At 66.1% G+C, this 24,772-nt stretch carries 22 protein-coding genes and 1 riboswitch; of the genes, 7 read left to right on the top strand and 15 right to left on the bottom strand.

Features of this window, described 5'->3' with window-relative positions; all coding sequences use genetic code 11:
* Positions 1–89: 89 nt before the first annotated feature.
* Entirely contained in the window at positions 90–1,112 is a 1,023-nt protein-coding gene (locus ALVIN_RS07600; RefSeq protein WP_012970744.1) for a glycosyltransferase family 2 protein, read from the bottom strand.
* Between the two features lie 243 nt (positions 1,113–1,355).
* Here ALVIN_RS07600 and ALVIN_RS07595 point away from each other — a divergent pair, with 243 nt between their 5' ends.
* A complete protein-coding gene (locus ALVIN_RS07595) occupies positions 1,356–3,185 on the top strand; it encodes a GGDEF domain-containing protein (protein WP_148217473.1) in 1,830 nt (609 codons plus the stop codon).
* Here the strand turns inward: ALVIN_RS07595 and ALVIN_RS07590 are convergent.
* The 7 genes from ALVIN_RS07590 to dmeF form a co-directional block, all read right to left on the bottom strand.
* Positions 3,145–4,431 (bottom strand): hypothetical protein, encoded by a 1,287-nt coding sequence (locus ALVIN_RS07590; protein ID WP_012970742.1) that lies wholly within the window; start codon positions 4,429–4,431, stop codon positions 3,145–3,147. The two genes, ALVIN_RS07595 and ALVIN_RS07590, sit on opposite strands and share 41 nt — an antisense overlap.
* A gap of 85 nt (positions 4,432–4,516) precedes the next feature.
* A complete protein-coding gene (locus ALVIN_RS07585; protein ID WP_012970741.1) occupies positions 4,517–6,496 on the bottom strand; it encodes an ATP-binding protein in 1,980 nt (659 codons plus the stop codon).
* A 14-nt stretch (positions 6,497–6,510) separates the two neighbouring features.
* Positions 6,511–7,665, bottom strand: coding sequence for a metallophosphoesterase family protein (locus ALVIN_RS07580; RefSeq protein ID WP_012970740.1), 1,155 nt, complete (start codon positions 7,663–7,665; stop codon positions 6,511–6,513).
* Between the two features lie 24 nt (positions 7,666–7,689).
* Positions 7,690–7,926: a thioredoxin family protein gene (locus ALVIN_RS07575; protein WP_012970739.1), complete on the bottom strand. Its 237-nt coding sequence runs from the start codon at positions 7,924–7,926 to the stop codon at positions 7,690–7,692.
* Positions 7,927–7,945: 19 nt separating this feature from the next.
* The gene (locus ALVIN_RS07570; RefSeq protein WP_012970738.1) at positions 7,946–8,899 is read right to left on the bottom strand and encodes a permease; all 954 of its coding nucleotides are present in this window, start codon (positions 8,897–8,899) and stop codon (positions 7,946–7,948) included.
* 5 nt (positions 8,900–8,904) lie between these two features.
* Positions 8,905–9,852 (bottom strand): metalloregulator ArsR/SmtB family transcription factor, encoded by a 948-nt coding sequence (locus tag ALVIN_RS18380; protein ID WP_012970737.1) that lies wholly within the window; start codon positions 9,850–9,852, stop codon positions 8,905–8,907.
* Between the two features lie 91 nt (positions 9,853–9,943).
* Positions 9,944–10,885, bottom strand: coding sequence for a CDF family Co(II)/Ni(II) efflux transporter DmeF (gene dmeF, locus ALVIN_RS07560; protein WP_012970736.1), 942 nt, complete (start codon positions 10,883–10,885; stop codon positions 9,944–9,946).
* 68 nt (positions 10,886–10,953) lie between these two features.
* Here dmeF and ALVIN_RS07555 point away from each other — a divergent pair, with 68 nt between their 5' ends.
* The 5 genes from ALVIN_RS07555 to ALVIN_RS07535 all read left to right on the top strand — a co-directional run bounded on the left by ALVIN_RS07555 (position 10,954) and on the right by ALVIN_RS07535 (position 14,536).
* Positions 10,954–11,229 carry a metal/formaldehyde-sensitive transcriptional repressor gene (locus ALVIN_RS07555; protein WP_043795571.1) on the top strand — a complete coding sequence of 92 codons (276 nt, stop codon included), beginning with the start codon at positions 10,954–10,956 and terminating at the stop codon, positions 11,227–11,229.
* Positions 11,230–11,335: 106 nt separating this feature from the next.
* The gene (locus ALVIN_RS07550) at positions 11,336–11,662 is read left to right on the top strand and encodes a FeoA family protein (protein WP_012970734.1); all 327 of its coding nucleotides are present in this window, start codon (positions 11,336–11,338) and stop codon (positions 11,660–11,662) included.
* Positions 11,659–11,892 (top strand): FeoA family protein, encoded by a 234-nt coding sequence (locus tag ALVIN_RS07545; protein ID WP_012970733.1) that lies wholly within the window; start codon positions 11,659–11,661, stop codon positions 11,890–11,892. Before ALVIN_RS07550 ends, ALVIN_RS07545 begins: the two co-directional genes overlap by 4 nt.
* Entirely contained in the window at positions 11,892–14,285 is a 2,394-nt protein-coding gene (feoB, locus tag ALVIN_RS07540) for a Fe(2+) transporter permease subunit FeoB (RefSeq protein WP_012970732.1), read from the top strand. The genes ALVIN_RS07545 and feoB overlap by 1 nt, the downstream gene beginning before the upstream one ends.
* Entirely contained in the window at positions 14,282–14,536 is a 255-nt protein-coding gene (locus ALVIN_RS07535; RefSeq protein ID WP_012970731.1) for a FeoC-like transcriptional regulator, read from the top strand. Before feoB ends, ALVIN_RS07535 begins: the two co-directional genes overlap by 4 nt.
* Here ALVIN_RS07535 and ALVIN_RS07530 read toward each other — a convergent pair.
* Genes ALVIN_RS07530 through ALVIN_RS16595 form a run of 3 tightly spaced genes read right to left on the bottom strand, consistent with a single transcriptional unit; the run spans position 14,533 to position 19,406 of the window.
* Positions 14,533–17,667 (bottom strand): efflux RND transporter permease subunit, encoded by a 3,135-nt coding sequence (locus ALVIN_RS07530; protein WP_012970730.1) that lies wholly within the window; start codon positions 17,665–17,667, stop codon positions 14,533–14,535. The two genes, ALVIN_RS07535 and ALVIN_RS07530, sit on opposite strands and share 4 nt — an antisense overlap.
* Entirely contained in the window at positions 17,668–18,975 is a 1,308-nt protein-coding gene (locus ALVIN_RS07525; protein ID WP_012970729.1) for an efflux RND transporter periplasmic adaptor subunit, read from the bottom strand. It lies immediately after the preceding gene.
* Positions 18,972–19,406: a copper-binding protein gene (locus ALVIN_RS16595; protein ID WP_012970728.1), complete on the bottom strand. Its 435-nt coding sequence runs from the start codon at positions 19,404–19,406 to the stop codon at positions 18,972–18,974. Before ALVIN_RS16595 ends, ALVIN_RS07525 begins: the two co-directional genes overlap by 4 nt.
* Positions 19,407–19,606: 200 nt before the next feature.
* Positions 19,607–19,745: riboswitch (yybP-ykoY riboswitch) on the top strand.
* 141 nt (positions 19,746–19,886) lie between these two features.
* Between ALVIN_RS16595 and ALVIN_RS07515 the strand changes: the two genes are divergently transcribed.
* Positions 19,887–20,483, top strand: a complete 597-nt coding sequence (locus ALVIN_RS07515) for a TMEM165/GDT1 family protein (protein WP_012970727.1) — start codon at positions 19,887–19,889, stop codon at positions 20,481–20,483.
* A gap of 111 nt (positions 20,484–20,594) precedes the next feature.
* Here ALVIN_RS07515 and ALVIN_RS07510 read toward each other — a convergent pair whose 3' ends face one another.
* The 4 genes from ALVIN_RS07510 to ALVIN_RS07495 all read right to left on the bottom strand — a co-directional run bounded on the left by ALVIN_RS07510 (position 20,595) and on the right by ALVIN_RS07495 (position 24,631).
* Positions 20,595–21,839, bottom strand: a complete 1,245-nt coding sequence (locus ALVIN_RS07510; RefSeq protein WP_012970726.1) for a glucose-1-phosphate adenylyltransferase family protein — start codon at positions 21,837–21,839, stop codon at positions 20,595–20,597.
* Positions 21,840–21,938: 99 nt separating this feature from the next.
* On the bottom strand, positions 21,939–23,375 hold the full coding sequence (gene hldE / locus ALVIN_RS07505) for a bifunctional D-glycero-beta-D-manno-heptose-7-phosphate kinase/D-glycero-beta-D-manno-heptose 1-phosphate adenylyltransferase HldE (RefSeq protein ID WP_012970725.1): 1,437 nt from the start codon (positions 23,373–23,375) through the stop codon (positions 21,939–21,941).
* 38 nt (positions 23,376–23,413) lie between these two features.
* Positions 23,414–24,202: a polysaccharide deacetylase family protein gene (locus ALVIN_RS07500; protein WP_012970724.1), complete on the bottom strand. Its 789-nt coding sequence runs from the start codon at positions 24,200–24,202 to the stop codon at positions 23,414–23,416.
* Positions 24,203–24,211: 9 nt separating this feature from the next.
* Complete coding sequence (locus ALVIN_RS07495; protein ID WP_012970723.1) at positions 24,212–24,631, bottom strand: hypothetical protein; 420 nt, start codon at positions 24,629–24,631, stop codon at positions 24,212–24,214.
* Between the last annotated feature and the right edge of the window lie 141 nt (positions 24,632–24,772).

Raw genomic sequence — 24,772 nt, 5'->3', positions numbered from 1 at the left:
TTCTGCTCAGGGGTATCGGACACAGGGGGCCTCCTTGTGATCGGGTGAATCTTCGGGGACGAATACGGTCGCGATGCCGACCGCGACCACTATCGCGGCGGCTTCCAGCCAGCCGCCTCGGGATCGGACTCCCAGCGGATACGATGATGGGTGTGCTCGCCGGCGGCATAGAAGGTCCGCGTCATCAGCTCGGCGAGCACGCCGGTTGTGAGGAACTGGATCGAGACGACGAGAAACAGGATCGCCGTGAACAGCAGCGGCCGCTGCCCGATCGATTCGCCCAGGACGAACTTGACCACCAGCAGGTGCGACATCATCAGCGCGCCGAGCACACCGAAGAAGATACCGATGGACCCGAAGAAGTGCCCCGGTCGCGCGCCGAAGCGCAGGAAGAAGAAGGCTGCCAGCAGATCGAGCAGCACCCGAAAGGTGCGCGAGATTCCGTACTTGGACACCCCGAACTGACGCGCCTGATGGCGGACCTCGGTCTCGCCGATGCGCTCGGGTGCGGTCACAGCCGCCACCCACACCGGGATGAAGCGATGCATCTCGCCGAGTAGCCGCACTTCGCGGATGACCTCGGCGCGATAGACCTTGAGACTGCATCCATAGTCATGCAGCGCCACGCCCGTCACCCGCCCGATGAGCGCATTGGCCAAACGCGAGGGGATCTTGCGCAGCAGCAGATCGTCCTGACGCCGGCGCCGCCAGCCCTGTAACAGATCCAGGTCGCGTTCCAGCAGCTCGTCGACCAGGCGCGGGATGTCGGCCGGGTCGTTCTGCAAGTCGCCGTCGAGCGTGGCGATCAGCTCGCCGCGCGCCGCGTCGAGTCCGGCCTGCATGGCCGCCGTCTGGCCGAAGTTGCGTCGCAGCTGGATGACGCGCACATGGGAACCCAAGCGTTCGGCCCAAGTCCGCAGGCGCGCGCCCGTGCCGTCGCGGCTGCCGTCGTCGACACAGATCAGCTCCCAGTCGCCGCGATAATCCGCCAGCCCCTCGTGCACCCGCGTCAGCAACGGCTCGACGTTGTCGATCTCCTGATAGAGCGGAATGACGATCGAGAGCCGTGGGCGCTGTTCGGCGCGCCCCGGCGTGGCAGTAGAACTGGACATCGGACGGACAACCCTAGGATTCGGGGCAACACCGCCCCAGCGCGGGCAAGCTAAAGGGTCTGGGGGGAAAATTCAACACGTGCGAACGCTTTCACACGCTGGACACATGGTCATCAATCCTTCACGAGGCTCTGGTCTACTCATCTTGGTCGGAGCAGAATCGACTCACATCAGAGGATTCAGAGCCAGCGCCCGCCTTCGCCCCGGGTGAGGCCGGCATCTGAATCACAGCGGCAAACCATCATGCACGCACAATCCACATCGAAGCGCGATCAGGCAAGCGAGTTCATGATCCAGGCTCGCGACACCCTGACCTATGCCCTGCAACCCATCGTCAACATCCACACCGGCAGCGTCTTCGGTTATGAGGCGCTGCTGCGCGGCTGGGATCGGTTGGGATTCGCAACCGTCCATGCCCTGCTCGATCAGGCCCGGACCCTGAACCTCTCGGCCGCGCTGGATGCGATGCTCGGCACCTTGGCGGTCAGCCGTTTTGCGGCGTTGCCGAACGCGCCGCGCTACCGGCTGTTCTTCAATCTCGACCCGCATCTGATCGACACCGATCATGGACGATGTACGCTCGAATGGCTCGTGCCGCCCGGCTTGAGACCCGACAATCTTTGTCTCGAACTCTCCCGGCGCGTCGATCATAGCCTCCATCCCAACCTCGGGGCCATGATCGCCGGCTATCGCCGGCACCGACTCCATATCGCCATCGATGACTTCGGCGACGGGCACTCCGGACTGCGCCGGCTCTATGAGCACCCGCCCGACCACATCAAGCTCGATCGCGTCCTCGTCCAGGGGATCGACACGGATCACCGCAAACGCTCGATCGTCGCCAACACGGTGCAACTGGCCCATCAGCTCAACGTCCAGGTCATCGCCAAGGGAATCGAGACCGAGGGCGAGCTCCTGACCTGCCGCGAGATCGGCTGCGATCTGGCTCAGGGTCATCTGATCGCACGGCCCCAGCTCGATCCGGGCGCCCTACTCCCCGATTACACCCTGGTCGCCGAGATCCACCAACGCAACCAGCGCGAACTGCCCGGCGATCTGGGGCTGATCGAATCCTTCCTGGAGTCCATTCCGCCGATCCGCGTCAGCGAGGGTATCGCGCGGTTGTTCGAGGCGCTACGGCGCGACAAGCAGCATCACATCGTCCCGGTGCTCGACGACGCCGAGCGGCCGCTCGGACTGGTGCACGAATCCGACATCAAGGACTTCATCTATTCGGCCTATGGGCGTGACCTCATCGTCAATCGTGCCTTTGCGCGCCAAGTGTGCGACTTCGTTCAGCCCTGTCCGCTGGTCGATATCCATGATCCCATCGATCGGCTGCTGGAAGCCTATTCGGCGGCCTCCGACACCGCCGGGATCCTCATCACCCGCGATGGACGCTATCAGGGGTTCATCTCCGCGACCTCACTGCTCAAGCTCGTCGAGCAGAAGAACCTGGCCGTGGCACGCGATCAGAACCCTCTGACCAAGCTCCCCGGCAACAACCCCATCCATCGCTATGTCTCGCGGGCGATCAGCGAGCGCGATCACGCCTGGCATCTGGCCTACATCGACTTCGACAACTTTAAGGCGTTCAACGACTACTACGGCTTTCGGCGTGGGGATCGCGCCATCCAGCTCTTCGCCGACCTGCTGCGCGCCGAGCTGGAACAGCACGGCTGGTTCGTCGGGCATGTCGGCGGGGACGACTTCTTCGCGGGCATTCAGGACGCGCCGCTGACCCGAGTGCTGAAGCGGCTCGAATGGCTGCTGGAGAAGTTCCGGATCGACGTCCAGAGCCTCTACGACCCCGAGGATCGCCGGCGCGGCCATCTCCAGGCCAGGGATCGCTACGGTCAGCTCCGCGAGATGCCGCTGATGCGCTGTAGTCTGGCGCTGCTGGAGATCCGTCCGGGTGACGACTACAGCGACGGCGACGAGCTCGGCCGCACCATCGCCCAACTCAAGCATGCGGCCAAACAGAGTCCTTCCGGGCTGGTGCTCCAGCGCGAACCGAACGGTTCGGCGTACGTCATGCCGGATTCCTCCCGGGACGGGTCAGACGCGCGATGAGCCAGGTCGCCAGCAGCGCGACGCTCAGCAGCGCGATCCCGACCCAGTAGACGCTGAGCAGATCGGGCGCCAGCAGCATGACCAGTCCCAGGCTCAGCATCATGACCCCCGAGAGCAGCTTGAGGACGCGGCCCTGTGGCTCGCTCAGCTTGCGCGCCCCGAGCGTGAAGGTGAACAGCAGCACAATGGCCAGCAGCGGCAGGACATAGATCAGGTTGTAGAGCGCCAGATAGCCGTAATAGGTCGCGGACGGGAGTTGCTGGAGCGTCAGGGTGCGCGTGAAGACCATCGGAAAACCGGCGGTGCAGAGCAGCTCATAGCTGTTGGCCGCCAGCGCCAGGGTGGCCGTGCCGAACAGGAGCGTCCCGAGGTGATCGGCGGCGATCAGCCCGCGCATTCGGGCGAAGAGTCCGGGCTTGGCCTGATCCGGGATCGACAGGGTCGGACCCTGCTTGAACAGAAAGTAGTCCTTGATGTTCAGTCCGCCGATCAGGAGTGCGATCAGACCGGCGACGGTCGTCACCACGGCCGCCCCGCCGACGACCAGGAACAGGTTGAGCCAGGCGGCCATGAACAGGAAATAGACCAGCCCCGAGAAGACGACGAAGGTCGCGCCGACCAGCAGCATGCGTCCGCGTCCTCGGGCATGGACCATCAGGCTCAGCAGGAACAGCAGCACGAAGAAGGCGCAGGGATTGAAGGCGTCGAGCGAGGCGAGCACCAGTGTCAGCGCAGGCAGAGACAGCCGGTTGGCGTCGACCCGGCCCAGTAGCGGCAGGTCGATCGCGGTGGAGGTCTCCAGAGCCGACCCGCCCGCACCGATCCAACCGGCTGACGTCCCACCAAGCGTTCGACAGAAACGCGCCAGCCCCAGCAGCTGTTGCCCCATGCCCTCCGCGTTGTCGAATCCGGTCAGCATGCGCCCGCAGAGGAAGAAGGCCGGTACGGATCGCGCCTCCTCCCCCAGTGCCCGTGCCTGCTCGACATAACGCTGAAGATTGGTGCGATCCTGGGTCAGCTCGAAGGTCTGGATGTCGAGCCAGGGTTCACGCTCGCGCAGGGTTTCGATGAAGGCCAGCGCGGCGCGGCAGTGCGGGCAGTTACGCGACCAGAAGAGTTGGAGCGTGACGCGCGCTTCGCCCACGGCGCTCGGCGTGAGATCGGAACCCGGCGCCGGTGCGGCGAGCAGTCCGGCCGGCCAGAGCGACAGAAGCAGGATGAACAGCGGCAGACGTTTGATCCACATGGGCCGTGACTCGATCGAAAATCCGTATCGACAAGTAAAGCGCAGTTGAAGCGCGCTCGACATGGGGTGTCGTTCGATCTCGGCCTCAGAGCAGGATAGTTCGTGCCCCCAGGCTCGAATAGTCAGCGGGGTTGCAGGTGAGGACGATGATCTGCAAGCCGCGACGGGCCGCGAGTTCCAGCATCCGGTGCAGCGACTGGATGCGCTCGGGATCGCTATTGGCGAAGGCATCGTCGAAGACGAGCGGCAGGCTGCCGCCATGATTGGCTGCCAGCACCTCGGCGATGGCCAGCCGCACGGCGGCGGCGAGCTGTTCGCGGGTGCCGCCGCTGAGTACATCGAAGTCGAACGGACCGGCCGGGCGAATGAGTTCGAGTCCCTGGAAAACGCCATCCTGAAGCTTCAGCGCGGCGCGGCCCTCGGGACCGAACAGACACGCCAGATAGTCGCCGATCGTCCCGATCAGCGGCTCGGTGAAGCGCTCCGAGAGCGGCTGCTGCTCCTCGCGGAACAGTTCGGCCAGACGCTGCACGGCCTTGGCGCGGCGCAGCTGAGTCCTGTGGGTCTCTTCCATGCGTTCCAGATCCGCGTGCGCTTCACGCTGGTCGGCGTAGGGATCGGTGGCACCATCGCGCTGGAGTAGCGCAAGCGTCGCGGCGATCCGCTGTTTGGCCTCGTCCAGGGCGTCTTGCCGGATCTTCAGTGAAGCTTGATGACTGGCGAGTTCAGCGGTCAGGCGGTCGGGGTGCAGTGCGGCCAGACGTTCATCGAGATCACGTATCTCCTGCTCCAGACGGGTTTTCTCCTTCAGGGCGTCGGCGATCCGGGTCCGGCGCTGGGTCTCATCGCCGTGGAGTTCGAGCAGGGTCTGAAGTGCGGCGGCCAAGCGAGCTGCGTTGTCTTCGGTGCTGTCGGGATGCTCGACGGCTTGCGGCTGGATGCGGAAACGGTTGTCGCCGATCCGTAGCTCGCTCGCCGTGGTGATGAGCCGGGTCGTGCCGGGCTGCAACGGCTCGCCGTCGAGCATGACCGGCCCGGAGCCGGAAATCCATTCGAGGATTGTGGCATTCGGTCGGATGGCCGGTGTTTCCGCTTCGACCGGCGGTCCATCCGATTCGGTATGGAATGGATGCTGGGTGTCGGAGTCCTGTGCCGTCCCGGTCAGTGCGCAAAGCTTGCGATCCGCCGTGATCAGGTCGTCATAATGCCTGGTGGTCTCGTCGAGAGATCGCTTGAGTGCGGCGCTTTGCTGGGCCAGACGCTGCGCCTCGTCCAGTTTTGATCTGAGTTCCGTGATCCGGGCTTCGAGTCGGGGTATGGCCTCGGCCGCCTCGGCGCGTCGCTGTAGCGCCTGCGCATGATCGCGTCTGGCCGTTGCCAGTGCCTCGGTGCGGGCCTGACAGGTCTCGAAGCGCTGCCGGGCCGATTGCAGCGCTGTCTCGGCCTGCTTCAAGGCAGAGCCGGCTCGCGGTTTGCCGGCCGAGGTGAAGGTCTGCTCGACGGCGGCGAGAAACCGCTCGCCCAAGCGCGCGTCCAGCGCCGACTGCATGACGGCCGTTCCGCCCTGGGCTTGCAGCCGTTCGAGCAAGGCGGTCTGTTCGCGCTCGATCTGACCGGTCGGATCGACGCCCGCCGCCCCCTGCCAGATCCAGAGATGCGCCCACTGCGACGGGACCTGATTGGACGACACCGGCTCGGCATAGCCCAACACGGCCGCCAAGGCCAGTTCGGCTTCGGCACTCTGCCAGCGTTCGGCCGTGTCCAGACGCATCAGCTCGGCATGACCGCGTGCTCCGCTGAATCGCTTCAGCAGCCGGTACGGACGACCATGCTGCTCGAAGACGAGTTCGACCTCAGGCGCCTCCCCGCTCTGTCGCGAGCGCATGGCCGCGAGATCCTGCCCGGTGCGGCGATGATTGAGGAAGAGCGCGCGATGCGCCGCTTCGACCAGGGTGCTCTTGCCGGTCTCGTTCGCCCCCCCGATCAGGGTCAGCGAGGGATCGAACGCGATCTGCTGTTCGCGATGGAGACGATAATGACGAACCCGGAGCGAGACGAGCTTCATGGCGGGGAATCCGTTCAGGCGTTGGCGGCTTGGTAGAGTTCGCGCAGAGCGAGCCGGGCGATGGCGGCGATTTCGGCATCCGCGCTCGCGGTTTCGGCCAGCAGACGCCGGGCGACACGCGCCGTCAGCGGATCGTCGGCGCGCTGGGTCAAGCGTTCGATCTCGTCCTCGGACGGCGTTTCGCGCACCTGATCATTGACCCTGAGCCAAATGAGCCGCGCCTCCCAGGTCGCCAGCCGCTGCTCGAGCGCCAGCCGCTCGCCGATCGATAACTGTCCGCTCAGATCCAGGTGCAACAGCGCGCCCTCTGCGCCACTCCCGAGCCGGTCGTCGAAGAGTCGTTCGAGCTGGGCGAGCGAGGACTCGGCGTCGAAGTGGAAACCGATCCGTTCCCAGCGAATCGCGCCTGTCGCCACCGCCTCGACCTGGGGGGCGACGCCACGTGCGACCTCGACCAGCAGCGCATGTCCGGGCCGATGGCCCTCGCCCTTCGGAAAGCCGTCGATCTCGGGAGTGCCCGAATACCAGATCCTGGGATCGATCGACTTCAGCCCGTGCCAGTCGCCGAGCGCGATATAGTCGATCTGACCGTCCGGCAGCCGGCTCAGATCGAGCCGATTGTAGGTGGTGGCGCCCTGCTCCTCATCCGCCGAACCGAACCCCTGCACACTGCCATGCGCCAGCACGATCCACGGCCGATCAGCGGGCAGCGCGTCACAGGCCCGGCCGATCCAGCCGGTCGGATCGTGCGCGACATGGCGCTGACGCAGCGGCGCCGGCAGGATCACGGCCTCGTCGAGCACCAGAGGCCGTTCCTCGGTGAGGATGCTGAAGTTCGGCGCCAGCGCGGCCATTTCCTGCTGCACGAACGCCTGCTCCCAGGGGCCGCCCGGTCCGCCGAAATCATGGTTGCCGGGGATGGCGACGACCGGAAGGCGCATCGCGCCGATGGCATGGAAGGTCGCCGAGACCAGTGAACGCGCCGGACTGGGCGAGTCGAACAGATCGCCCGCGACCAGGATGAACCGCGCCTCCGCACGACGGGCGATCGCGGCGAGCCGTTCCAGGCCGTCCAGGCGTGCCTGTTGGAGCCGGCGCCGTTTGTCGGGATCCGGAATCCGGGCAAAGGGTTTGCCGAGTTGCCAGTCGGCGGTATGGAGGAATTTCACGGCCGCCCCCTCCATCCGGCCGGATCAGTCGCGCATCCAGGCGCGTATCTGATCCGGGGCCGGTACGCCGCCCGAGTGGATCACCTGACCGTCCAGCACCACGCCGGGCGTCGACATGACGCCATGCCCCAGGATCTCGGCCATGTCCGTGATCTTTTCGAGTTGGATCGCGACCCCGGCCTCCTTGGCGGCCTGTTCGATCGCGCGGGCCGTGACCTCGCAGTTGCGGCAACCGCCGCCGAGCACCTTGAATGTCTTCATCAGGAAGAATCCCTCACTATCAGGCAATCAGATTGAATCCCCAGCCGACCAGCGTGAAGGCCACCGCCAGCACCCCGGCAAACAGCGCCAGCGCCGGCCAGCGGATGACCTTACGCAGAATCAGCATCTCGGGCAAGGACAGCGCGGCGACACTCATCATCAGGGCCAGGGTCGTACCGACCGCGACCCCCTTGGTCAACATCGCTTCGGCCACCGGGATGACGCCGGTCGCGTTCGAGTAGAGTGGAATCCCCAGCAGTACCGCTGCCGGGACCGTATACCAGGCCTCGCCGCCCAGATGACGGCTCACCCAGTCTTCCGGCACGAAGCCGTGAAAGAGCGCGCCCACGCCGATGCCGATGAGCACCCACAGCCACAGCCGGCGCAGGATCTCGCGCACCTCGGCGAGCGCCTGACGATGACGTCCCCGCAGACTCCGATCCGGCTCGACGCGATTGGCCTCGCCCAGACGGATCTTCCAGACATAGCCCTCGACCCAGCGCTCGAGCCTGAACCGCTGCATGACGATTCCGCCGAACCAGGCCACCGCCAGACCGGCGAGCACATAGAGCGCGGTCAGCTTCCAGCCCAGCACCCCGGCCAAGATGAAGACGGCCACCTCGTTGATCATCGGGCTGGCAATCAGGAACGAAAAGGTCACGCCCAGCGGAATCCCGGCCTCGACGAAACCGATGAACAGCGGCACCGAGGAGCAGGAGCAAAAAGGTGTGACCGCGCCCAGCGTGACCGCCATCCCGCGCGCCTGCCAGTCGGGACGCTCGCGCACGAACTCGCGCACCCGCTCGGGCGAGAGCATGGCGCGCAACAGCCCCATCACATAGATGACGATGACCAGGAGCACAAAGATCTTGGCCACGTCCATGACGAAGAAATGGACCGCCGCGCCCAGACCCGAGGCCGGCTCCAGGTGCAGTAGCCGGAAGGCGATCAGCGCGCCGAGTGCGTCGAACATCGTGCTCAGGCTTCAGCCGCGGCCGGAGCCGGTGCGTGCGTCGTGCCGATCCGGTCGAGTTCGCGTTGCAGCTTCAGCCGGTCGATCGAGGCCAGCGGCAGGGCGGTGAAGATCTTGATCCGGTTCTCCAGCTCGCGGAAGGCGTTACGAAAGGCCATCATGCGCGCGACCTCGTCGCCCTCGGCCGCGGCCGGATCGGGCAGACCCCAGTGCGCTGTCATCGGCTGACCGGGCCAGACCGGGCACACCTCACCGGCGGCCTGATCGCAGACGGTGAAGACGAAATCCATGACCGGCGCGTCCGGCTGGGCGAACTCGGCCCAGTCCTTACTGCGCAATCCCTCGGTCAGATAGTTGTTGCGCTTCAGGATCTCGATGGCCAGCGGATGCACCGCGCCCTTGGGATGGCTGCCGGCGCTGAAGCCCCGGAAGTGGCGATTGCCCCAGCGCTCGATGATTCGCTCGGCGAGGATGCTGCGCGCCGAGTTGCCGGTGCACAGAAACAACACATTGTAGACACGCTCGGACATGGGAGGCTCCCGTTGAGACTCAGGATCGATGGATGGATTCGAGACGCCGGCTATTGCAAACAGTGGTTCGGGGACAGCGAGGCGCGCGGGTCGATTCGACATCGCCGCCAGCGCGCGCGCATCCTCGATGAAGGGTGATTGGGTATGCGCGACCGCGACCGTCTCGCGCAGGATGGCCTGGATCCAGGCCGGCAGATCAGGATGCAAACGATAGTGCATCCAAACACCCTCGCGCCGATCCTGCACCAGCCCCAGTTCGCGCAACTGTGCCAGATGGCGCGAGACATGCGGCTGAACCACACCCGTGGCCTGGGTCAGTTCGCAGACACAGAGTTCGCCCTGGGTGGCGAGCAGCAGCAGACAGCGCAGGCGCGTGTCATGGGCGAGGGCTGCAAAGAGATCGTGTGGGGCGATAGTCGTCATGGCGACGAAATATACATTCGGCTATATATATTTTCAAATGTATATTTGCGTCGAGATCTACCGTGCCGGGTACCGGAATCAGAGTCTGAGGCTAGCGGTGACGATGGATCTCGACAGTCACGTGGACCAGCTCCTCGTGAATGCTCAGCGCCTGCCGGACGGCATCGGGTTCCAGCGGCTCATTCACCACCAGCGACAGGATGCAGGCATACTTGTCCCGCCCCACCCGCCACACGTGCAGATCGGCGATCTTGGCCGCGACCGGCAGCTGCGCGATGACTTCACGCACCTCGGCCACCACGGGTCGATCCATCTCCGCATCGATGAGCACCCGACTGGTGTCGCGCAGCAGCCCGTAGGCCCAGATCGACACCAGGGCCGCGCCGATGATCCCCATGACCGGATCGAGCCAGGCCGCGCCCCACAGTTTGCCGCCGAACAGCGCGACGATCGCGAACAGCGAGGTCGCTGCGTCTGCCAGCACATGCAGATAGGCCGCCCGCAGATTCAGATCGTGATGATGGTCGTGGTGCGCGTGCCCATCGTGATGATGATGGTGATGCGCGTGGCCATGCCCGTCCCTGAGCAGCCAGGCGCAGACCAGATTCACCACCAGCCCCAGCACGGCGATGCCGATCGCCTGATCGTAGTGGATCGGCATCGGCGCCAGCAGCCGCTCGACCGAGTGATACACCATGAATCCGGCGACGACCACCAGAAAGAGCGCACTGGTATAACCGCCGAGGATCTCGATCTTCCAGGTGCCGAAGGCGAAGCGCGGATCATGCGCGAACCGGCGCGCACCCCAATAGGCCAGCACCGAAAGTCCGAGCGCAAACGCATGCGAACTCATGTGCCAGCCGTCGGCGAGCAACGCCATGGAGTTGAAGATCCAGCCGCCGGTGATTTCGGCGACCATCATGGTGGCCGTCAGCCACACCACCCAGCGCGTATTGCGCTCAGCGAGCGGATTGCCTTCGTCGAAGACATGGGAATGTTGCCGGTTTTCGAGTACGGCGCTGTCTTGCATCATGAGCGACCTCGATGTTGATCATCATTTATACTGTACCCCCGTACTCTAGTCACAGCAAGACAAACACCATGCCACATACCGTCAAAGAGAAAAACGCCCTGCTCGCGCGCGTGCGCCGGATTCAGGGACAGGCCGCTGCCCTGGAGCGTGCACTCGAACAGGAAAACGAGTGCTCGGCTGTGCTCCAGCAGATCGCCGCGATTCGTGGCGCCGTCAATGGTCTGATGGTGCAGGTGCTGGAGGGTCACCTGCGCGACCACTTGCATGCGGAGGATCGCACGCCCGAAGAGCGACGCGAGGATCTCGAACAGGTGGTCAGCGTCTTGCGCTCATACCTCAAGTGATACAGGTCTGGGATCAGACCTCGATAGGATAATGAGAAATCATTGCATTCGTATAGGCATCTGACTAGGATTAGGAGTTATTCTTATTCCTAGGAGCCTTTTAACCATGACTCGTGCTCTCTCGTCGCATCCGGGCGATATCGGTGACCCCGTCTTCTGCCCGGCTGTTCACATCGATCGTTGCGAAAGTCAGCCGGCAGCCAAGACCTTCCCGCTCGCCATGGCCGGTGAGGGTGAGCGGGTGCGCATCCAAACCCTGCAAGGCGGCAAGGGCCTGGCCAAACGACTGACCGAGCTGGGTCTGAATCCGGGTACCGAAGTGTGCATCGTGACACGTCAGGGCGGCGGTCTGGTGGTGGCGCGCGGCGAGACACGCCTGGCGCTCGGGTGCGGCATGGCCGTCAAGATCCTGGTGGAGGCGATCGACGGATGAACACGACACTCAAGGATTTCAAGGCGGGGGACCACGGGCGCGTACTCGGTTTTCAGGCCGGCGGTGGAACCTATCGGCGCAAGCTGCTGGCCATGGGACTCACGCCCGGTGCCGCATTGGAAGTGATCCGGGTCGCCCCGTTGGGTGATCCGGTCGAGATCCGGGTGCGCGGCACCTCGGTCAGTCTGCGCCGCGACGAGGCGGCGGTACTCGAAGTGGAGCGCGCGTGATGAGTCAGATCCAGCCCAAACCCCAGTCCCAATCCAAGCCGTCGTACTGCATCGGCGTCGTCGGCAATCCCAACTGCGGCAAGACGACCCTCTTCAACGCCCTCACTGGTTCGCGCCAGCAGGTCGGCAACTGGTCGGGCGTGACGGTCGAGCGCAAGACCGGACGCTATCGGTTCGGCGAGTCCGAGTTCACCCTGGTCGACCTGCCCGGCACCTATTCGCTCGACGTCACCGATCCCTCGGTTTCGCTCGACGAGCGCATCGCACGCGATTTCGTCCATGCGCGCGAGGCCGATGTCATCCTCAACATCCTCGATGCCTCCAGCCTGGAGCGTAATCTCTATCTGACCACCCAGCTCATCGAGATGGGCCGCCCGCTGGTGCTGGCGCTCAACATGATGGATGTGGCCGAAGCGCGCGGCATCCAGATCGACATCGCCGCGCTCTCCAAACGGCTCGGCTGTCCGGTGATTCCGCTGGTGGCGGCCAATGGCCGGGGACTGCCGGAACTCAAGCAGACACTGTTCGAACAAGCCGCGCACGCGTCCGGCCGTGCCATCGCACCGCCGGTCCTGATTCCGTTCGGCCCGACGCTGGAAGCGGCGATCAGTGCGCTCGAACCACGTCTGAGTGCGATCGCCGAGGCCCAGGGCGATCCGGTGCGCTGGCTGGGGGCGCGGTTGCTCGAAGGCGACGATCTGGCGCGTCAGTTGACCGGCTCGACGGTGACGGCGGACGAAGTCCGCGCCCTGCTCGGCGACGAGGCAGACGACGTCGATATCCTGTTTGCCGACGCGCGCTACGGCTTTGCGCATGCCGTCACCCAGGCGACGGTCAAGCAATCGGGCCAGGCCTCGCGTTCGCTCTCCGACCGGGTCGACCGCGTGGTGCTCAATCGCGCGCTCGGCATCCCGATCTTCCTGGCCGTCATGTATCTGATGTTCATGTTCACCATCAACATCGGCGGGGCCTTCATCGACTTCTTCGACATTGCCGCCGGGGCCATCTTCGTCGATGGTGCCGCCGAGCTGCTGGGTCGGATCGGCACGCCCGAGTGGTTGATCATCGGTCTGGCCGGCGGACTCGGCGGCGGCGTGCAGGTGGTGGCGACCTTCATCCCGATCATCGCCTTCCTGTATCTGTTCATGTCGGCGCTGGAAGACTCGGGCTACATGGCGCGCGCCGCCTTCGTCATGGATCGCTTCATGCGCGCCATCGGGCTGCCGGGCAAGTCGTTCGTACCGCTGCTGGTCGGTTTCGGCTGCAACGTGCCGGCTGTGATGGCGGCACGCACCCTTGAGAATCCGCGCGACCGCATCCTGACGGTGCTGATGGCGCCCTTCATGTCGTGCGGGGCGCGGTTGCCGGTGTATGCACTCTTTGCCGCCGCCTTCTTCACGGCCGGCGGGCAGAATGTGGTGTTCGCGCTCTATCTGATCGGTCTCCTCGCCGCCGTGCTGACCGGCTTCATCCTCAAGCGCACCCTGCTCGAAGGTCAGGTCATGCCCTTCGTGATGGAACTGCCGCCCTACCATCTGCCCACGCTCAAGGGCGTACTGCTGCGCACCTGGGATCGCACCAAGGGCTTCGTCGTGCGCGCCGGCGCGGTGATCGTGCCCATGGTGCTGGTGCTCAACGTGCTCAACACTACGGGCACCGACGGCAGCTTCGGCAACGAGGACAGCGAACAGTCGGTGCTCGCCGCCATCGGGCGCACCATCGCGCCGGCCTTCTCGCCGATGGGGCTGAACGCCGAGAACTGGCCGGCGACGGTCGGCATCTTCACCGGCATCCTGGCCAAGGAAGCCGTGGTCGGCACGCTGGACGCAACCTATTCGGGCCTGGCGGCCGCCGACGCGGGTGAGGAGGCAGGCACCGAGGCGGACGCGCCCTACAGCCTGAGCGCCGGCTTGAACGAAGCCGTGGCGACCATTCCGGTCAATCTGATCGATGCCTTGGGCAGTTGGGCCGATCCGCTGGGCCTGGGCGGCGTTGCTGAGACGGTCGATCCCGAAGCCGCTGCGGAGGAACTGGAGGTCGGCAGCGGCACCTTCGGCGCCATGGCCGCGCGTTTCGACGGACAGGCCGGAGCCTTCGCCTATCTGCTGTTCATCCTGCTCTACTCGCCCTGTGTCGCCGCGATCGGCGCCATCCAGCGCGAGACCAGCACCGGCTGGGCCGCTTTCGCGGTGCTCTGGACCACGGGACTGGGCTATGTCACGGCCACGGTGTTCTATCAGGCCGCGATCTTCGACCGTGATCCGGTCAACGCCTCGATCTGGATCGGCGTGATGCTCGGGCTGCTGCTCACCGTCGTCATCGGGATGCGTCTCTGGGCACAGCGCGAGCCGGCCACCGTCAAACTGGCCGCCGCCGAGGGAGTGTCGTCATGATCGTCAGTGAACTCTCGCGCTATCTGCGCGACAACCGCCGCGCCGCCGTGCGCGATCTGGCCTATCGCTTCGATGCCGAGCCGGACGCGCTGCGCGGAATGCTGGAAACGCTGGAGCGCAAGGGTCGGGTGCGCAAGCTCCCGGCCGATACGCCCTGCGCCGGGGGGTGCTGCCAGTGCGATCCGACGACGATCGAGATCTATGAATGGGTGGATCGGCACGAAACCGCCGTGGGTTCGCCGGTCCCCTAAGGATCCGCCGACCCTGCCGCGTTCCGCTGCCACAGCAGATAGATCGCCGGGATGACGAACAGGCTCAGCAGCGGCGCGGTGATCATGCCGCCGACCATGGGCGCGGCGATGGGGCGCATGACCTCGGAGCCGACGCCGCCCAGCAGCATGATCGGCAGGAGTCCGGCGAAGATGGTGGCGACCGTCATGGCCTTGGGACGGATACGCAGGACCGCGCCCTCTTCGATGGCGGCCTTCAGATCCGCGTCGCTCGCCAGACGCCCGGCGCGGCGCGCCTCGTCCAGCGCGTTGTCGAGATAGACCAGCATGATGACGCCGAACTCGGCCGCCACGCCGGCCAGCGCGATGAAGCCCACGGCCACGGCGATCGACAGGTTGTAGTCGAGCAGATGGATCAGCCACAGACCGCCGACCAGGGCGAAGGGCAGCGACAACATCACCAACAGCGCCTCGGACGCCCGAGAGAAGGTCAGATACAGCAGCACGAAGATGATCAAGAGCGTCAGCGGCACCACCAGCGCCAGACGTTCCTGGGCGCGTTCCAGGTACTCGTACTGCCCGGACCAGGTCAGCGAATAGCCCGGCGGCAGCCGGACCTGTTCGGCGACCACCTGCCGCGCCTCGGCGATCCAGCGCCCGAGATCCCGCCCACGGATGTCGACGAAGACCCAGCCGTTCAGGCGCGCGTTCTCGCTCTTGAGCATGGGCGCGCCATCGGTGATCCTGACCTCGGCGATCTGCGCCAGCGGGATCTGGGCGCCGCTCGGGGTGACGATGGGCAGCTCGCGCAGCTTCTGGAGGTCATCGCGCTGCTCGCGCGGAAAGCGGATGTTGATCGGATAGCGTTCGAGTCCTTCGACGCTGCGGCTGACATTGAGACCGCCGATGGCCGCCGCGACCAGATCGTTGATGTCGCTGACGTTCAAGCCCACCCGCGCCGCCGCCAGCCGATCCGGGACGATCTCGATATAGCGCCCGCCGGCGACCCGTTCGGAGAAGGCCGAGGCGGTGCCCGGCACCTGTTTCACCGCCCGCTCCACCTGGGTGCCGAGGCGTTCGATCTCGGTCAGATCCGGGCCGGCGATCTTGATGCCGACCGGGGTCTTGATGCCGGTGGCCAGCATGTCGATGCGGGTCTTGATCGGCATCACCCAGGCATTGGTGACGCCGGGCAGCGCGACGGTCGCGTCCAGCTCGGCGATCAGTGTCTCCAGCGTCATGCCTTCGCGCCACTCGGAGCGCGGCTTGAGCTGGATCAGAGTCTCGACCATGGTCAGGGGGGCCGGGTCGGTGGCGGTATCGGCGCGGCCCATCTTGCCGAACACCCGTTCGACCTCCGGCAGGCCGGCGATCAGCCGGTCGGTCTGTTGCAGCAACTGCTGGGCCTTGCCGATGGAAATGCCCGGCAAGGTGGTCGGCATGTACATCAGGTCGCCTTCGTAGAGATCGGGCATGAACTCGGTGCCGAGATGCTTGAGCGGCCACCAGGCACTCAGCATCACGAGCGCCGCCACGCCGAGGGTCAGGCGCGGCCGGCGCAGCACCGCGCGCAGCCCCGGACGGTAGAGTGCGATGAGCCAGCGGTTGAGCGGATTGGCCGTCTCGCTCGGGATGCGCCCGCGCACCAGATAGCCCATCAGAACCGGCACCAGGGTGACAGCCAGTCCGGCGGCGGCGGCCATGGCATAGGTCTTGGTGAAGGCCAGCGGACTGAACAGCCGCCCTTCCTGCGCCTGGAGGCTGAAGACCGGCAGAAAGCTCAGCGTGATGATCAGCAGACTGAAGAAGAGCGCCGGGCCGACCTCGACCGTCGCCTCGCCGATCACCCGCCAGTGGTCCTCGCCGCGCGGACACGCCCCATGCGCGGCCTCCCAGCGCTCCAGATGCTTGTGGGCGTTCTCGATCATGACGATGGCCGCATCCACCATGGCGCCGATGGCGATGGCGATGCCGCCCAGGGACAGGATGTTGGCGTTGATGCCCTGGTGCTGCATGACGATGAAGGCCGCCAGGATGCCGAGCGGCAGACTCAGGATCACCACCAGCGCCGAGCGCAGATGGAACAGGAAGGCGAGGCAGACCAGAGCGACGACGACGAATTCCTCGATCAGCTTGGTCCGGAGGTTGTCGACCGCGTCCAGGATCAGCCCGGAGCGGTCGTAGGTCTCGACGATCTCCACGCCCTCGGGGAGGCTCGCGCGCAGGGCGTCGAGACGTTCCTTGACCGCGCCGATGGTCGCCAGCGCGTTCTCGCCCGAGCGCATGACGATGATGCCGCCGGTGATCTCGCCCTCGCCGTCGAGGTCCGCCACGACACGGCGCATCTCGGGACCGATCTGCACTCGGGCGATGTCGCGCAACAGCACCGGCGTGCCCTCGGGCGAAGTCTTCACCGGGATCAGCTCGATGTCTTCGAGTGAGCGCAGATAGCCGCGCGTGCGCACCATGTATTCGGCCTCGGCCAGCTCCAGCACCGAGCCGCCGACATCGCGGTTGGCGTTCTGCACCGCCGCGATCACCTGCCGCAGCGGCAGGCCGAAGCTGCGCAGTTTCTCCGGGTCGACGACGATCTGATACTGACGCACCATGCCGCCGACGGTCGCGACCTCGGCCACGCCGGGCAGGGATTGCAGCTCGAACTTCAGGAACCAGTTCTGCAGGCTGGTCAGCTCGGCCAGATCGTGCCGGCCGGAGCGGTCCACCAGCGCATAGCTGTAGATCCAGCCCACGCCGGTCGCATCCGGTCCCAGGCGCGGCTGCACGCCATCCGGCAGATCGGCGGCGGCCTGGTTCAGATATTCGAGCACTCGGGCGCGCGCCCAGTACAGATCGGTCCCGTCCTCGAAGATCACATAGACATAGCTGTCGCCGAAGAAGCTGTAGCCGCGCACCGCCTTGGCGCCCGGCACCGAAAGCATGGTGGTGGTGATGGGGTACGTGACCTGCTCCTCGACCACACGCGGGGCCTGACCGGGAAAGCTGGTCTTGACGATGACCTGGACGTCGGACAGGTCCGGAATGGCATCGAGCGGGGTGCGGACCAGGGCATAGAGCCCCCAGGCGGTCAGCGCCAGGGCCGCGAGCAGGACCAGGAAGCGGTTTTTGAGCGACCAGAGGATGACGGCTTTCATTCAGTGGCCTCCATGGCCACTGTGTGCCGCGGCGGCGGCCTCGGCGCCCGGCTCACCCAGACGCTGGAAGCTCGCGCGCAGATTGGACTCGGAGTCGATCAGGAACTGCCCGGAGGTGACGACGCGATCCCCGGCTTCGAGTCCGGACAGGATCTCGACCACGCCGTCACGCTGCATGCCGCTGACCACGTCGACCGGCTGGAAGCGTCCGTCGCCGAGCGCCCGGACCACGCTCGTGCGCGCGCCAGTGACGATCAGCGCCTCGGCCGGAATCTTGAGCACATCGCGCTTGGGTCCGCCGAAGATCTCGACATCGGCGAACATGTTGGGTTTGAGACTGAGGTCCGGATTGTCGAACACCAGGCGCACGCGCAGGGTGCGGGTGTCGGGATCGAGTTCCGGATAGAGATAGTCGACCCGGCCGTTCCAGGTGCGTCCGGGGCGGGCCGGTACCCGGATCTCGGCCGGCGCGTCGGGTTTGAGCCAGTCGATCTGATGCTCGTAGACGTCGACCATGACCCAGACGCGGCTCAGGTCGGCGACCCGGAACATCTCGGTCGACTCGGTCACATACATGCCCTCGCGCGCTTCGATTCGGGTGACGATGCCGTCCATGGGCGCGCGCACCGGGATGCGGTTGCGCGGCCGGCCGTCGCGCTCGATGGCGCTGATCACGTCGTCCGGCACCGCCAGTAGCCGCAGCAGATTGCGCGCCTTGTCGGCATCGATGCGGGCGCCGGAGCGCCCCTCGCGCGCCAGCAGGAAATCGATCTGGGCTGAGAGGATGTCGGGTGCGTAGAACTCCGCCAGCGTCTGACCGCGCTTGACCGGCTCGCCTTCGGCGCGCAGATCCAGCGCCTCGATCCAGCCCGAGGCGCGCGGATGCACATGGGCGAGGCGCGTCTCGTCATAGGTCACGCGCCCGAGGGTGCGGATGGCGCGCCAGAGGAGTCCGCGCTCCGCGACCGCTGTGCGCACCCCGAGCGTCTGAACCACGGCCGGCGTCAGGCTGACCGGCGGATAGCGGCCGGTCATGGGTTCGACCCGTTTCTCGACCAGATCCATGCCGCAGATCGGGCAGGTGCCGGGTTCGTCGCGGATGATCTGCGGATGCATCGGGCAGACGTACTGGGTGACGGCTGGCGGTTGCGTATCAGCGTGGACGTGCCCGGCGTGGCTGTCGTCGTGCGTTGTGGCCGAGGGGGAACCGACGGCCGCCTCTGCCGCGGATACCGTGCCCCAGAAGGTCATCGCCCAGACGCTCCAGCCGAGCGCGGCCGCTCCGAGCAGGAACGCCGGCCGGCTCAAGGCATCGCCTCGATTTCGGTGATCCGGTAGACCTGATCCGCCCCCAGCTCCACGCGGAAGCGCACGGCCTCGCCCGCCTGTATCGTCTCCAGATCGACGCCTTCGGCCACAGGCAGATCCATGGTCATCTCCGGCCAGTTCAGGGCCGGTATCGGCTCGTGCGTGATGTTGACCAGTCCTTGCGCCTGATCGACGCTGTTGATGAGTCCCTGGCCACTGGCTCCGGCACTCGCCTGACCGTGCATTCCGGCGTGGTCGCCCATTGGACCGTGGTTCATCATGGCTTCGCCGTGCGCGGCCGGATCGGCCGCGATGGCCGGTGAGACGCTGAGCGCCATCAGCAGGGCCAAGCCAGACAGGCCAGTGGCCGCTGAAGGCGGCGAGGAGAAACGCGCCGAGAAGGCGCTGTGATCGACAGGAATCTGAGGCATCTTGGTCTCCTGAATAGAGAGGTCATGAGGCCCGGATCATGGCGGTGAGCTGAACCATGGCTCGGGCGCTGTGGATCGATGCATCCGTTCGTCACGGACAGCGACGGGTCCGCCTAGTTCAATATAGGGGGTGAAACGGCGATCAGTAGCGTTATCGTCGTCCTTGACAGGCCGACACGCGCACCGTAAGGTGCCGCGCGTCTTGAGGGGAGTAGTCGCCCTTCCGCGATGGAAGGGGCGCACGTCAACATCCTTGACCGATCGGTCATGGCGTGCGCGGCTTGTGGCTTGACGAGACTTTGGACTCGATGGAGTGTCCGGCTGGGGCTGGGCGCGCTCTGTCCTGTCTGTAAGGTTCATCGTCCCGGCCCCCTTTGGATCGTTCATGTCACGCTGTTCTGTACGACACGCCTCGCGCGCTCCCCGGAGACGACTCACCCAGTATGGCGGCTGTTTGCCGGCGATCGCTGGAGGCCGTCCATGGAGTCATTGACCGCGACATCGCTGCTTGGCAGCCTGACGGCGACCGCGACGACATTCGGTTTGATCTTTCTGGCTGAGATCGGCGACAAAAGTCAGCTGGTCTGTATGGCACTGGCGGCCCGGCACCGTCACCGGCCTGTCCTCCTGGGGGCGCTGGCGGCGTTTGTGGTGCTCAATGGGCTGGCGGTCGTCTTTGGTGCCGGATTGGCTCACTGGGTGCCGGAGCGGGTTCTGGCGGCGGTCGTGGCTGTCCTGTTTGCGGTGTTCGGTCTGCTGTCGCTGCGCGCCGAGGAACAGGATGAAACGGAAGAACCCAAGACGTTCAGCGGTCACGGTCTCTTCGTCACGACCTTCCTGATGATCTTCCTGGCCGAGATGGGCGACAAGACGCAGCTCGCCGTGGCCGGTATGACGGGCACCCTGCCGGCGATCCCCGTTTGGATCGGTGCGACCTTGGCGCTGGGTGCGACATCGGCGCTCGGTGTCTTTGTCGGGCGGCGTCTGCTGCGACACATTCCCCTGCATCGGCTGCATCAGATCAGCGGCCTCTTGTTTCTCCTGTTCGCGGCCTTCGCGGCGACCAAGGTCTTTTGAGCCGATGTTTCATCCGCCGGACCGCGACTCGTCTGCGCTCCGGCGGCGATGGAGGTGGCCGGGGTCAGGCACTACACCCAAATGGTCGCTGCAAACCGTCAGTCGAACACTTCACCGAGACGCCAGCCCCATCGATGATCCATTCTCGCCCGTGACCACGACGATCCCGTTGGGCGAGACCTCGAAGCGCTCGCGATCGCGCCGGGCGTCGAAGCCGATCTGGTCGCCGGGAGCGATCCGGACGTCTTTCTCGACGATGCAGTTGTGCAGATGGGCGCCGGCGCCGACGCTCACCCCCTGGAACAGAATGGACGCCTCGACGATGGCGCCATCCTCGACACGGACCTGGGGAAACAGGATCGAGTGATTGACCCCGCCGCCGCTGATGACGGTTCCGGCCGCCAGCATCGAGTTGACGAAGACGCCCTCGTTGCCGGTCCGTGGGCCGGGGACGGTGCGGGCGGGCGGATACTGCCCCTGATGGGTATGGATGATCCAGTCAGGCTGATAGAGATCGAGCGGCGGCTCGGCGCGCAACAGCGCCATGTTGGCCTGATAGTAGGCGTCGACCGAGGCCAGATCGCACCAGTAGCGGTCCGGCGTCACCCGGCCGCGCGTCTGACCGAAGCGATAGGCGCGAACCGGATGCGCCGCGAGCCGTGGTGCGATGACGTCGAGCGCCAGATCCGCATCGGGCGAGACACCGCGCTCGTAGCCGGCCAGGGCATCGAGCAGCAGGGACTTGTCGAACAGATAGACGCCCATGGTCTCCTGGTGCTCGCCCTCCGCCGTTTCGGTTCCATCGGCCCCATCCGCGCTGGGCGCACACAGTTCCAGGATACGCTCATCGGCGTCGAGCACGACCCGCGCTTGACGTCCCGTGCCCGGCGCCGACACGGTGCGCGTGGCGACCGTGATCGCCGCTCCGGTCTCGCGATGGGCGCGCGCCAGCTCGGCATAGTCCATGCGATAGATGGCCTCCCCTTGCAGGATCAGCACCTGACTGGCGCGATTGCGCTCGATCAGATAGCGGTTCTGGCGGATGGCGTCGAAGGGGCCGCTGTACCAGTCCTGTCCTTCGCGCATCTGGGGCGGAACCGGGGTGATGAACTCGCCCAGCTCGGGATTGAAGATCGACCAGCCGTCGCGCAGATGTTTCTGGAGCGAGTGGCTCTTGTACTGCGTCAGTACCAGCACTTGGCGCAATCCCGAATGCAGACAGTTGGCCAGGGTGAAGTCGATGATCCGGTACTTGCCGCCAAAGGGCACGGCGGCCTTGGTGCGCTGGCGGGTCAGGGCATCGAGCCCCAGGCCGCGATCCTGAGCCAGGATGAGAATCAGGGTGTCGGAGGACATGATGGCAGAGCGAACCCTTGGCGATGAATGAGAAGGCGGGTAGACGCCGAGTCTAAACCGCGCGTGGGAGGTCGATCCAGAGGCGCCGCCGACGTTGCGTCAGGCCCCGTCGCCGCGCCGACCGATCGCACCGATGATACGGCTCGTGGAACGTCCGGGCACGAAGTCAAGCACCCGCACCTCGCCGCCGCGTGCCAGCACCGCGTCGGCGCCCGCGATCTGCTCGGGCCGATAGTCGCCGCCCTTGACCAGCACGTCCGGCCCGACGGCGCGGATCAACGCCTCGGGCGTGTCCTCGCCGAACGGACAGACCCAGTCGACTGAGGCCAGCCCGGCCAGCACCGCCATGCGCTGCTCGACGCCATTGATCGGACGGCCTTCGCCCTTGAGCCGGCGCACCGAATCGTCGTCGTTGACGGCGACGATGAGCCGGTCGCCCAGCCGCCTGGCCTGCTGGAGATAGGCCACATGCCCGTCGTGCAGGATGTCGAAGCAGCCGTTGGTCATGACCAACCGTTCACCGGCCGCGCGCGCGGTCTCCGCCGCCGCGATCAGCGCCTCGCGATCGAGGATCGGGCGCCACTCGACCCCCAGGTAGGCGCGCTCCAGTTCGGCCGCGCCGACGCTGGCCGTGCCCAGCTTGCCGACGGCCAGACCGGCGGCACAGTTGGCCAGGGCGCAGGCGTCGGCCAGCTCGGCGCCGGCGGCCAGCGCGGCGGCCAGGGTCGCGATGACGGTATCGCCCGCGCCCGTGACGTCGAAGACCTCGCGCGCGCGGGTCGGCAGGTGCAGCGCCTCGGCGCCTGCGCGCACCAGCAGCATCCCGCGCTCGCCGAGCGTCACCAGCAGCGCCTCCAGTTCCAGTTCGGCGCGCAGCCGCTCGGCCCGTTCGATGAGCACGGCGTCATCCGGGCAGGCGCCGATGATCTCCTCCAGCTCGGCGCGGTTCGGCGTCAGCAGGGTGGCGCCCCGGTAGCGGCTGAAATCGCGGCCCTTGGGGTCGATCAGGACCGGCTTGCACTGGTCGCGGGCCAGCGCGATGAGCCGCTGCGGATCGTCGAGCGTGCCCTTGGCATAGTCCGAGAGCAGCAGCAGATCACAGTCGGCCAGTGCGGGCCACACCAAGGCCGGCAGCGGGTCTGGACCATTCGGCGCCAGCGAGCGCTCGAAGTCCAGCCGGATGAGCTGCTGATGATGACTGAGCACGCGCAGCTTGGTGATGGTCGGCACCCCGGCGCGGCGCTCGAAACGGGTGGCGATCCCCTGCCCGCTCAGGCGCGTTTCGAGGATCGCGGCGGCCTCGTCGTCGCCGGTCACGCCGGCCAGCGTCACGCGCGCGCCGAGCATGGCCAGATTGAGCGCGACATTGGCCGCACCGCCGGGTCGGTCCTCGACGCCCTCGACATGCACCACGGGCACCGGCGCCTCGGGCGAGATGCGGCGCGTGGCGCCGGTCCAGTAGCGGTCGAGCATCAGATCGCCGGCCACCAGCACTCGGGCACGCGCGAAATCGGGGAAGGTCGATGGAGTGGTCACGATCGAGGCCGGGCGGTGGAAATAATTGGCTTGGCAGTCTAGCCCGAAGCCGTCGCTCCGGCCAGACGTCGGCGCCACTCGACCAGCTCGGGCTTGGGCGCGTGCTTGACGGCGAGCTTCCACCAATAGCCGAGCCGATCGTCACCGAAGGAGATCGCCTTGCGCGGCAGTACCAGCGGATGATCGTCCGGGCCAGCCGCGCCGCGCAGACAGGTCGTCGCGCTCCGGTAGCCGGCCTCCCCGGCCAGATGGACCGTCGTCCGGTCGAAGCTGCCGAAGGGATAGCAGAGATGCCGCACGGGCGCGCCGAGCACGTCTTCGAGCGCCGCGCGGCTGTCGACGAGCTGACGGCGTTGAGCCTCGGGATCGAGCGTACCGAGCTTGAGATGATCGACGCTGTGCGAGCCGATCGTGATGCCGGCGGCGTGCAGCTCGCGCAGACGCCCGGCGCTCATCAGCGTCGGGATCGGGCGCCCCGGATCCTTGGCGAACCACTCGGCGCGTCGCCCGAGCCAGCCGCTGATGGCATAGACGGTCGCCGGAAAGCCATGCCGCTCCAGCACCGGCCAGGCATACTCGGCGAAGTTGTCGTAGGCGTCGTCGAAGGTCAGGACCAGGGCACGCGCCGGTAGCGGACGCTCACCGCGCAGACCGGCCAGGGCGTCGTCGAGACCCAGCACCCGATAGCCGAGACGCGCGAGCAGATCCATCTGAGCGCCGAAGCGCCGATGGTCGCAATAGTTGGCGCGATGTTCGCGCATCGGCGCGAACACGCCGACCTGATGGTACATGAGTATCGAAACGCGCGGCCCGGATGGCGTGAACATCGGCGTCCCTCAGGCGATCGAAGCCGCCGCCTCGCGGAGACTCGGCCGTGCGTGCTCCGGCTCCCGCATCACCGGGCGGGCGGACAGATAGGTCTCGACCAGCCTATAGAGATCGAGCGCGGCGCGCTTGGCGCGGTCGAGCGCCAGGTGGTCGAAGCAGATCTGAGTCGGCTTGATGCGCAGATAGGAATCGGGACCGGCGCAACGCTCGAAGATGGCGCGCGCCTCGCGCTCGAAGGCCGCGAAATCGGTGCGAATCCGGACATCGGCCTCGGGCGACAGGGTGACATAGTCCCAGAGCACATCGGCCGAGGTTTCGGCGCTGCGGATCACGATATAGGGCGTGCGCGTCTGCCGGCAGTGATGGAACCAGTCCGTATCCATGAATGAATCCCGGGCATCGACCAGATCGAAAGTTGCCTCTGACATGGCAGTCTATCTCGTGCTGTATCCTTGTGACATCATCGTGGACCGACCAGCGGGGCCGGTACTGGGATGCCAAGTGGTTCGCGCCAGCGAGTCGGCTCCCGACGCGGTTGGGTCTGTGATCGGGTTCCAAGGATGAACCCT

This window comes from Allochromatium vinosum DSM 180 (assembly GCF_000025485.1).
Lineage (GTDB): Bacteria > Pseudomonadota > Gammaproteobacteria > Chromatiales > Chromatiaceae > Thermochromatium > Thermochromatium vinosum.
Note: the sequence above shows the minus strand (reverse complement) of the source record. Positions and strands in the feature narration are given on the sequence as shown.

Bases quoted from the DNA above. Each gene is read 5' to 3' on its own strand.
- ALVIN_RS07600 (WP_012970744.1), bottom strand. From the start codon at position 1,112: ATGTCCAGTTCTACTGCCACGCCGGGGCGCGCCGAACAGCGCCCACGG.
- ALVIN_RS07595 (WP_148217473.1), top strand. From the start codon at position 1,356: ATGCACGCACAATCCACATCGAAGCGCGATCAGGCAAGCGAGTTCATG.
- ALVIN_RS07590 (WP_012970742.1), bottom strand. From the start codon at position 4,431: ATGTGGATCAAACGTCTGCCGCTGTTCATCCTGCTTCTGTCGCTCTGG.
- ALVIN_RS07585 (WP_012970741.1), bottom strand. From the start codon at position 6,496: ATGAAGCTCGTCTCGCTCCGGGTTCGTCATTATCGTCTCCATCGCGAA.
- ALVIN_RS07575 (WP_012970739.1), bottom strand. From the start codon at position 7,926: ATGAAGACATTCAAGGTGCTCGGCGGCGGTTGCCGCAACTGCGAGGTC.
- ALVIN_RS07570 (WP_012970738.1), bottom strand. From the start codon at position 8,899: ATGTTCGACGCACTCGGCGCGCTGATCGCCTTCCGGCTACTGCACCTG.
- ALVIN_RS18380 (WP_012970737.1), bottom strand. From the start codon at position 9,852: ATGACGACTATCGCCCCACACGATCTCTTTGCAGCCCTCGCCCATGAC.
- dmeF (WP_012970736.1), bottom strand. From the start codon at position 10,885: ATGATGCAAGACAGCGCCGTACTCGAAAACCGGCAACATTCCCATGTC.
- ALVIN_RS07555 (WP_043795571.1), top strand. From the start codon at position 10,954: ATGCCACATACCGTCAAAGAGAAAAACGCCCTGCTCGCGCGCGTGCGC.
- ALVIN_RS07550 (WP_012970734.1), top strand. From the start codon at position 11,336: ATGACTCGTGCTCTCTCGTCGCATCCGGGCGATATCGGTGACCCCGTC.
- ALVIN_RS07545 (WP_012970733.1), top strand. From the start codon at position 11,659: ATGAACACGACACTCAAGGATTTCAAGGCGGGGGACCACGGGCGCGTA.
- feoB (WP_012970732.1), top strand. From the start codon at position 11,892: ATGAGTCAGATCCAGCCCAAACCCCAGTCCCAATCCAAGCCGTCGTAC.
- ALVIN_RS07535 (WP_012970731.1), top strand. From the start codon at position 14,282: ATGATCGTCAGTGAACTCTCGCGCTATCTGCGCGACAACCGCCGCGCC.
- ALVIN_RS07530 (WP_012970730.1), bottom strand. From the start codon at position 17,667: ATGAAAGCCGTCATCCTCTGGTCGCTCAAAAACCGCTTCCTGGTCCTG.
- ALVIN_RS16595 (WP_012970728.1), bottom strand. From the start codon at position 19,406: ATGCCTCAGATTCCTGTCGATCACAGCGCCTTCTCGGCGCGTTTCTCC.
- ALVIN_RS07515 (WP_012970727.1), top strand. From the start codon at position 19,887: ATGGAGTCATTGACCGCGACATCGCTGCTTGGCAGCCTGACGGCGACC.
- ALVIN_RS07510 (WP_012970726.1), bottom strand. From the start codon at position 21,839: ATGTCCTCCGACACCCTGATTCTCATCCTGGCTCAGGATCGCGGCCTG.
- ALVIN_RS07500 (WP_012970724.1), bottom strand. From the start codon at position 24,202: ATGTTCACGCCATCCGGGCCGCGCGTTTCGATACTCATGTACCATCAG.
- ALVIN_RS07495 (WP_012970723.1), bottom strand. From the start codon at position 24,631: ATGTCAGAGGCAACTTTCGATCTGGTCGATGCCCGGGATTCATTCATG.